This is a genomic window from Spongiactinospora sp. TRM90649 (genome assembly GCF_029382225.1).
In the GTDB taxonomy this organism is placed as follows: domain Bacteria; phylum Actinomycetota; class Actinomycetes; order Streptosporangiales; family Streptosporangiaceae; genus Spongiactinospora.
In genome coordinates this window covers 174,589-182,665 of sequence record NZ_JARLTC010000027.1, presented here as the reverse complement: position 1 = coordinate 182,665, position 8,077 = coordinate 174,589, and the positions used below count along the sequence as shown (strand labels likewise).

The 8,077-nt window shown below is 72.2% G+C and carries 7 protein-coding genes; 3 read left to right on the top strand and 4 right to left on the bottom strand.

The window, feature by feature from the left end; translation table 11 throughout:
• Positions 1-83: 83 nt before the first annotated feature.
• Positions 84-1,613 carry an alpha/beta hydrolase gene (locus P3X83_RS28385; protein WP_277308298.1) on the bottom strand — a complete coding sequence of 510 codons (1,530 nt, stop codon included), beginning with the start codon at positions 1,611-1,613 and terminating at the stop codon, positions 84-86.
• Positions 1,614-1,797: 184 nt separating this feature from the next.
• Here P3X83_RS28385 and P3X83_RS28380 point away from each other — a divergent pair, with 184 nt between their 5' ends.
• Together P3X83_RS28380 and P3X83_RS28375 are read left to right on the top strand one after the other, a co-directional pair.
• Positions 1,798-2,739 (top strand): ATP-binding cassette domain-containing protein, encoded by a 942-nt coding sequence (locus tag P3X83_RS28380; RefSeq protein WP_277308297.1) that lies wholly within the window; start codon positions 1,798-1,800, stop codon positions 2,737-2,739.
• Positions 2,736-3,509 (top strand): hypothetical protein, encoded by a 774-nt coding sequence (locus P3X83_RS28375; RefSeq protein ID WP_277308296.1) that lies wholly within the window; start codon positions 2,736-2,738, stop codon positions 3,507-3,509. The genes P3X83_RS28380 and P3X83_RS28375 overlap by 4 nt, the downstream gene beginning before the upstream one ends.
• An 18-nt stretch (positions 3,510-3,527) precedes the next feature.
• Here the strand turns inward: P3X83_RS28375 and P3X83_RS28370 are convergent, their stop codons facing one another.
• Both P3X83_RS28370 and P3X83_RS28365 read right to left on the bottom strand, forming a co-directional pair.
• A complete protein-coding gene (locus P3X83_RS28370; RefSeq protein WP_277308295.1) occupies positions 3,528-4,139 on the bottom strand; it encodes a response regulator transcription factor in 612 nt (203 codons plus the stop codon).
• Entirely contained in the window at positions 4,136-5,272 is a 1,137-nt protein-coding gene (locus P3X83_RS28365; RefSeq protein WP_277308294.1) for a histidine kinase, read from the bottom strand. Before P3X83_RS28365 ends, P3X83_RS28370 begins: the two co-directional genes overlap by 4 nt.
• A 198-nt stretch (positions 5,273-5,470) precedes the next feature.
• Here P3X83_RS28365 and P3X83_RS28360 point away from each other — a divergent pair, with 198 nt between their 5' ends.
• Positions 5,471-7,246: a substrate-binding and VWA domain-containing protein gene (locus P3X83_RS28360; RefSeq protein ID WP_277308293.1), complete on the top strand. Its 1,776-nt coding sequence runs from the start codon at positions 5,471-5,473 to the stop codon at positions 7,244-7,246.
• An 89-nt stretch (positions 7,247-7,335) separates the two neighbouring features.
• Here P3X83_RS28360 and P3X83_RS28355 read toward each other — a convergent pair whose 3' ends face one another.
• Positions 7,336-8,067, bottom strand: coding sequence for a response regulator transcription factor (locus tag P3X83_RS28355; protein WP_277308292.1), 732 nt, complete (start codon positions 8,065-8,067; stop codon positions 7,336-7,338).
• Positions 8,068-8,077 lie beyond the last annotated feature (10 nt).

The window sequence follows — 8,077 nt, the reverse complement described above, 5'->3', positions numbered from 1 at the left end:
GTCGCCGCCGCACGATCTTTGAATATGAAGGGGAGGGGTTCCCGCGCTTCGGCGCTGGGAGCCCCTCCCTTTTTTTGGTGCTCTCATACGCCGGGACAGCGCATCCCTTCCGGCGGCAGCCGGAGATCGGTCAGATAGTCGTCGATCGCGTCGTCCGCACAGTTGGACCCCGCCATCAGATAGACCCCGTGACCGTCTCCCTCGAAGGTGAGCAGCCTGGCGTTCTCCAGGTGACCGGTCAACGCGACGGACCAGGCGTACGGAGTGGCCGGGTCGCGCAGGGTGCCGATGATCAGGATGGGCGCGGAGCCCTTGGCATGAGGGGCCGGCCGTTGGGCCTTCGGTGGCGGCACCGGCCAGGAGAAGCAGCGGGTCCAGGTGAGGGCGATGGTCTTCCCGAAGGTGGGGGCGTCCCGCAGGGCGCCCTCGGCGGCGGCGGACGCCTGGACCCGGGTGGTGCGCGGCCAGTCGGCACAGCGTACGGCGAGACCCGCCTCCATCTGGTTGCTCCACGTGCCGTCCGGCTTGCGCCCTTCCAGGGAGTCGGCCAGTTCGGCGAGCAGCGTCCCCTGCTTCTTGTCCATCGCCTGGGCGAGCGCCTTGCGCAGCATCGGCCAGGCGCTCTTGGAGTACAGCGTGGCCGCGACGCCGCCGAGGACCTGGCCGCCGGGGACCGAGCCGCCCAGTGGTTCGGCGTCGGCGCGCTCGGCGAGCGCGGCGATCTCAGCCGCGGCCTGCTTGACCGTCCTCGATCGGAGCGGGCAGTCGCTCGCGGTGAAACAGTTCTCGATGAAGGAGTGCAGTGCGAGCTCGAAGCCCTTGAACTGAGCGACGCTGAGGTCCAGCGGGTCGGCCGACGGGTTAACCGCGCTGTCCAGGACGGCGGCCCTGACCTTGCCGGGGAACAGGTCGGCGTAGGCAGATCCCAGCTCGGTGCCGTAGGACCAGCCGAGGTAGGTGAGCGAGCGGTCGCCGAGCACGGCTCGCAGCACGTCCATGTCGCGCGCCACGTTGTCGGTGCCGACGTGGGGGAGCAGCCAGCCCGCATTGCGTTCGCACTGGCCGGAGAGTGTGCGCCAGGCGGCCTTCGTGCCGGCCTCGTCGTCCCCGAAGGAGATGTTCCGCTGCCGTTCGTGGTCGGCCGCGGTAAGGCACCGGACCGGCGTGGACTCGCCGACCCCGCGCGGGTCGAAGCCGATCACGTCGAAGCTCTTGCGGAGCCGCCGGTCCATCAGGGGGCCGGTGGCGCGCGCGGCGTCGAGGCCGGAGCCGCCGGGTCCGCCGGGGTTCAGCACGAGTGAGCCGATCCGCTGCCCACCGGGCAGGGCGGGCATCCGGTTGACGGCGATGGTGATGCGCCGGCCATCCGGGGCGGCGTAGTCGAGGGGAACCTGCACGGTCGAGCACTGGAAGCCCTTGCCGCAGTCCTTCCAGGCGGGGCGCTGCGCGTAGTACGGCGTGAGCCGTTCGTCGGGCGCGCTGGAGGCGTCGGGCGACGGGCTCTCGGGGGCGGCGGCGGGCGGCGTCGCGCCGCAGCCGGTCAGTACCGCGACGATCGCCAGCGCGAGCAGCGCGACGTGCAGCACGGTGCTCGAACGCGGTTGGAATGACATGTCATCAGCTTCATGGGAAATACCGTGAATAGGTAGTCGCCGACGTCACCCGGCACACATGAGATATGTATCGAGCTTCTAATGATTCTCGTCATAAAAGGCAGGTGATTTTCGGCACTACCTTTCCTGGAGCTCGTCAGGCCATTCTTGGTGATGTGACCGGACGGACTTCAGGAGGTCTCGGATGATCGAGGTAGCCGGCCTCACCAAGCATTTCGGCAAGACCAAGGCGGTCAACGGCCTCTCCTTCCAGGTGCGCCCCGGGTTGGTCACCGGATTTCTCGGGCCGAACGGCGCGGGCAAGACCACCACCATGCGGCTGATCCTCGGGCTCGACCGCCCGACGAGCGGCACCGCGATCGTGAACGGGGTGCCGTACGCGGGGCTCCGAGCGCCGTTGACGCAGGTCGGCTCCATGCTCGACGCGCGGGGCGTCCACGGGGGCCGCACCGCGTACGCGCACCTGCTCTCGCTCGCGCAGAGCAATGGCATCTCGCGGACGCGGATCGATCAGGTCCTGGAGATGACGGGCCTGGCCACGGTGGCGCGCAAGCGGGTGAAGGGCTTCTCGCTGGGCATGAGCCAGCGGCTGGGCATCGCGGCGGCGCTGCTGGGCGACCCTCGGGTGCTGATGTTCGACGAGCCGATCAACGGCCTGGACCCGGAGGGGATCCGGTGGGTGCGCACCCTGCTGAAAGGGTTCGCCGCCGAGGGCCGCACGGTGCTGCTGTCCAGCCACATCATGAGCGAGATGGAGGGGCTGGCCGACCACCTGATCGTGATCGGGCGCGGTGAGCTGGTCGCCGACACCACGACCGGTGACCTGATCGCGCACAGCTCGCAGGGCTACACCCGCGTCCGCACGCCGGAGCTCGCCCGTCTGCGCGAGCTGCTCGTCGCCGAGGGGGCGCAGGTCGCGGAGGGCGACGACGAACTGCGGGTGACCGGCATGGAGATCGAGCGGATCGCCGGCGTGGCCTCGCGGGCGGGGGTGCCGGTGTACGAGCTGGCTCCGATGCGCGCCTCGCTGGAGACCGCGTTCATGGAGCTGACGGCGGTGGACGTGGAGTTCCGCGCGGGCCAGGACGGCACGCGCACCGCAGAGAACAGGGAGGTCAGCAGATGAGCGCGATCAGTGTGTTCGGCTCGGAGGTCACCAAGGCGCGTTCGGTGCGCTCCACCTACTGGACGGTCATCGTCGCGGTGGTCGGCGGGATCGCGCTGGGGACGCTGCTGACCGCGACCATCGTGGCCACCTGGGACCAGATGCCCCGCATGCAGCGGGCCACGCTCGACCCGGTGTCGATCTCGCTCAGCGGCCTCGACGTGGCGGTCATCTCGCTGATCGTGTTCGGCGCGCTGGTGATCACGTCCGAGTACTCCACCAAGCAGATCACCGTCACATTGGCGGCGGTGCCCAGCCGTCCCCGGTTGCTCGCAGGCAAGGCCCTGGTGGTCGCCCTGGTGGCGCTGGTGGCCGGGGTGATCGTGTCGTTCGTGTCGTTCTTCGTCGGCCAGGCGTTCTTCGCGTCCCTGGACATGCAGTCCTCGCTCGCCGATTCCACCGCGTTGTGGGCGGTGCTGCGCGCCGCCGTCCTGCTGCCGCTGATCGCGCTGATCGCGCTGGCGGTCGGCACGCTGGTGCGCAGCTCGGCCGGGGCGATCACGATCGTGATCGGCGGGATCTACCTGCCCGGGGTCGTGGCGATGTTGCTGCCCGCGTGGGCGCGCGACAACATCTACCCGTTCTTCCCGGGCGCCGCCGTCACGAACCTGATGCACCCCGACGACGGGCTGTGGGCGCGTTCGGCGACGGGCGCGATGGTGATCCTCGTGGTCTGGACCGTGGTGCTGCTCGCCGGAGCGGCGGCGGCGCTCGTCCGCCGGGACGCGTGACGGGGTGGAGAACCGGTGTCAGAGCCAGCCCATCCGCTGCGCGGTGCGGATCGCCTCCAGCCGGTTCTTCGCGTTGAGCTTGGCCATGGCGCTGGACAGGTAGTTGCGCACGGTGCCCTCGGTCAGGTGCAGTTCCAGGGCGATCCGGCCGACGTCGGCGCCCCGGTCGGCCATCCGCAGGGCGTCGCGCTCGCGGGAGGTCAGCGGGCTGTCGCCGGCGGCCATCGCCGCCGCGGCCAGTTCCGCGTCGAGGTACCGGCCGCCCGCGTGGACCTTGCGGATGGCGGTGGCCAGTTCCTCGGCCGAGGCGTCCTTGCCCAGGAAGCCGCTGACGCCGCCGGACATCGCGCGGCGCAGGTAGCCGGGACGGCCGAGGCTGGTCAGGATGACGATGGCGCACTTGCCGCGGATCGCCTCGGCGGCGGTCAGCCCGTCCATGCCGGGCATCTCGATGTCAAGCACCACGACGTCGGGCCGGTGCCGTTCGACCGCCGGGGCGACCTCGTCGCCCCGGCCGACCTCGGCCACGACTTCGAGGCCGTCCTCCAGGCCGAGCAGCGCGGCCAGCGCGCCCCGGATCAGGTGCTCGTCGTCGGCGAGGAGGATCTTGATGGTCTCGGACTCGCTCACATCGCCGCCCTGAGCAGGAACTCGCCGGATTCCGTGGTGTGGGCGGACAGCGAGCCGCCCTTGACGGCGATCCGCTCGGAGAGCCCGTGCAGGCCGCTGCCGGTGGTGTCGGCGGTGCCGTCCACGCCGTTGTTGCGGATCTCCAGCACGCCGTCGCGGATGCTGATGGAGCAGCGCGTGGCCGTACTGTGCTTGAGGATGTTGGTGACCCCCTCGCGGACGGCCCAGGCCAGCAGCGCGCGCTGCTCGACGGCCAGGTGCTCGGTCTTGGTGTCCACTGTGCACTGGATCCCCGCCGCCTCCAGCACGGCCCGCATGCTGGACAGCTCCGCGTCCAGGTCGATGGTCCGGTAGCCGCGGACGGCGGCGCGCACCTCCTTGAGCGACTCGCGGGCGAGCCGGCGCACCTCCTGCATCTCCGCCGCCGCCTTGGGCGGATCCTTCATGGCGAGTTTGGCGGACAGCTCGCTCTTCAGGCTGATCACCGAGAGGCTGTGCCCGAGCAGGTCGTGCAGGTCGCGGGCGAAGCGCAGCCGTTCCTCCGAGACGGCGAGCGTGGCCCTGGCCTCCTGCCCGGCGTGGAACTCCCTGGTCACGAGCCAGAGCCAGCGCAGCGCGAGCATCAGCCCGCCCAGCACGCCCGTCCAGCCGATCATGATCGCGATGTTCAGGACCCAGTAGGTCGCGGTGGGAGGGGCGCCGTAGACGATGGGCAGCCAGAACAGCGGTCCCACCGCCGCCACCAGGCCGGCCACCAGGGCGACCCGCACCCGCAGGTGCAGGACCGCGCCCATGAACCAGAGGATCGTGGCCAGTTCCCCGCCCATCGGGTTGAACAGCACGGCCAGTACGGCCAGCACGGCGGACACCACGAGTCCGACGGTCGGGCGGGGCACCTGACGGAACGCGGCGCGGTGGAGACGCCAGAAGCAGACGTAGACGCCGATGAGGCAGATCCCGGCGGCCACGGAACGCCAGCGCAGGGAGATGTCGATGCCGGGTTCGGTGCCCGCGCTGAGCGCCATGAGCGTGAGTTTCTGCAGGCCGAGCAGCAGGCCGAAGAATCCGGCCACGGTGTCAGCGGCATAACTGAAGATCCGCTGGGCCGTGTCCAGCCTCGGGATTCTGGTCATACGGGTCGGCGACCGCCCTCCGGTCCGCAGGTGACGTGCTGATTTTCGGGGTTTATCTATTTTTGCATCTGGTTCGCCGGTACGCGGGAGAGGACCGCGCCACAGGCGTATCATCAGTCCCTTCTGGCGCTAGGATCCCGTGAGCGACGGGGATCCGTGCGCGGTGCCACAGTCGGTTCAACAATCAGGGTGCGGGAGTTGGACAGGAGAAATCGTGCGACCCGGGCTCCCGGGGGCCGCGGCCGGGACGACCGCCCCGATCCACGCACCCAGTGGCCCGACCAGCTCCGGGTGTGGCCGCCGGAGGCGGAACCCGATCTCCGCCCGGCACGTCCGCCCGAGGAACTGCCCATCATCGCGCCCGAGGACTTCTACCCGCCCGCACGCCGTCGCGGGCACGGCGCGGTCGCCGCGGCCGTGGTGTTCACCGTCCTGGTCATGACCGGCGGCGGGGTGTGGGCCGTGATGGGCCCCTCCGACTGCGCGACCGCCGACCGGGTGCGGATCGCCGCCGACCCCGGTATCGCCCCCGTGCTGCGCGACCTCGCCGAACGCGACGCCGCCCGAACCGGGTGCGCGCAGGTGGAGGTCCAGGCCACCGAGTCGGCCGAGGTCGCCGCGGCGCTCGCCGCCGGTGCGGCCCCGCCCGACGTATGGGTTCCCGAGTCGTCGAGCTGGGCGGGGCTGGCCTCGGTGGGCGGGGCTCGCGGCCCGCTGCGTGCGGGCACGTCGGTGGCGCGCACCCCGGTGATCCTCGCCGTACGGCAGGCGCGCACCGCCCGCCTCGCGGCCGGTCTCGGCGCGGGCGCGGACGAGCCCACGTGGAGCATGGTGTCCGCCGGGGCGTCCGCGCCCGGACGGCTCGCCGTACGACTGCCCGACCCCCGGCGCTCCGCCGTCGGGCAGGCCGCCCTCGCCCTCGGCGACCTCGGCGGCGACCTCGCCGCGCTGCGCGACGCCATCGTGCCCGACCCCGCGGCGGCCCTCGACCTGCTCGGCTCGCGGCGCGCCAAGAGCGCGCCCGTCGCCGTGGTCGCCACCGAGCAGTCGCTGCTCGCCCGAGGCGGCGCCGACGCCGCCGGGCGGGCCGCCATGCTCTACCCGAAGGAGGGGGCGGTCAGCCTCGACCACCCCTACCTGGTGCTCGTCGGCGACGCGGCGCAGCGCGCCACCGCGCTCGACTTCCAGGACACGATCACCTCGGCCGACGGCAGGCGAGCGATCCGCGCGGCCGGTTTCCGCGACGGCGACGGCCGTGCCGACGACGGGCGGGAGCACGCCGAACGGGGCCTGCGCGCCGACGAACCGGCCCGGCTCGCGCCGCTGCCCCCGGAACGGACGGCCCGGGCGCTGAACTCGCTGGGCGCGCTGACCGCCCCGGTCCGCGCGGTGGTGCTCGTCGACGCCTCGGCGTCCATGCGCCGCGCCTTCGCGGGCGGTTCGAGCACGCGGATCGACGTGGCGGCCCGGCTGGTGAGGGAGGCGGCCGGACGCCTGCCGCAGGGCAGCCACGCGGCCGTCTGGCGGTTCGGGGCGGGGCTCGGCAGCGCCCGTCCCTACCGCGAGCTGCTGGCGCTCGGCCCGGTCCGGGGCCGCTCGGCGGAGATCCGCACGGTCACCCGCCATCTGCCCACCGGAGTCGTCGGCGACACGGGCCTGAAGGAGCCGGTGCTCGCGGCGTTCCGTGAACTGTCGGCTCGCGGGTCGGACAGGCCCGGCCTGGTGCTGCTGATCACCGACGGCGCGCGGGACACCGGCACGCCCGATCTGGACGATCTGGTCGCCATGCTGGAGTCCGAGTACGACCCGGAGCGCCCGGTGGCGGTGGCCGTGATCGATCTCGGCGCGGAGGCCGGTCGCCGCGACCTGAACCGCATCGCCGAAGCCACCGGCGGCACCGCCCATGTGGCCCGCGACACGCGGCAGGCGGGGCAGGCCGTCCTCGACGCGCTCACCCGGGAGAGGGAAGGCTGACCCCTCGCGGTCGCCCCGGGCACTCGGGCACTCGGGTCCGCCATGGGGGAGGTGGGGCCGCGGCGCGGCCCCTGGGCTTTCGGCGCGGCCTATTCCTCCGGCGTCGCGGGCGGCGTGACCAAGCGGTAGCCGACGCCGCGCACGGTCTGGATGAGGTGATCCTCGTGGTCGCCGAGACGGGCGCGCAGGCGCTTCACATGGACGGCGATGGTGTTGGTGGAGGTGCTGTCGGCGGAGTTCCACACGTGGCGCATGATCTGCTCGCGGGTCACCGTACGGTCGGCGTTGCGCATCAGGTAGTGCAGCAGCTCGAACTCCCGCAGCGGCAGGTGCACCACCCGGCCCGCGACACGCACCTGGTAGGCGTGCACGTCGAGTTCGACGCTGCCCACGATGAGCACCCGGCGTCCGCCGGGCTCGCCGCTGAAGGCGGCCTGGACCATCGGCAACAGCTCGGGCACCCGGTACGGCCGGGCCACGCACGCCGTCGCGCCCGCCGCCAGCGCCTGCACCGCCTGCTCGGCGTGTCCCTCGCCCACGCCGAGCAGCACCGGTACGGCCCGCGACAGGCGCACCGCCCGGACGAAGTCCACCGCCCCGATGACCGGGAGCGTCGCGCTGACCAGGACCACGTCGGGCCGGAGCGCGCCGGCCTGGATCAGACCCTGGGCGCCGTCCGGCGCCCCGGCCACATCGACCCCTTCACGCTCCAGCGCCGATGCCAGTTCCCGGACTAACGCCGAGTCAGGATCGGCCACCAGCAGCATGGGCGCCGTCCGAGTGTCCCCGTCCACCTCGGGTGCCGTCTGCGGCTGGATCACCCGGGTCCTC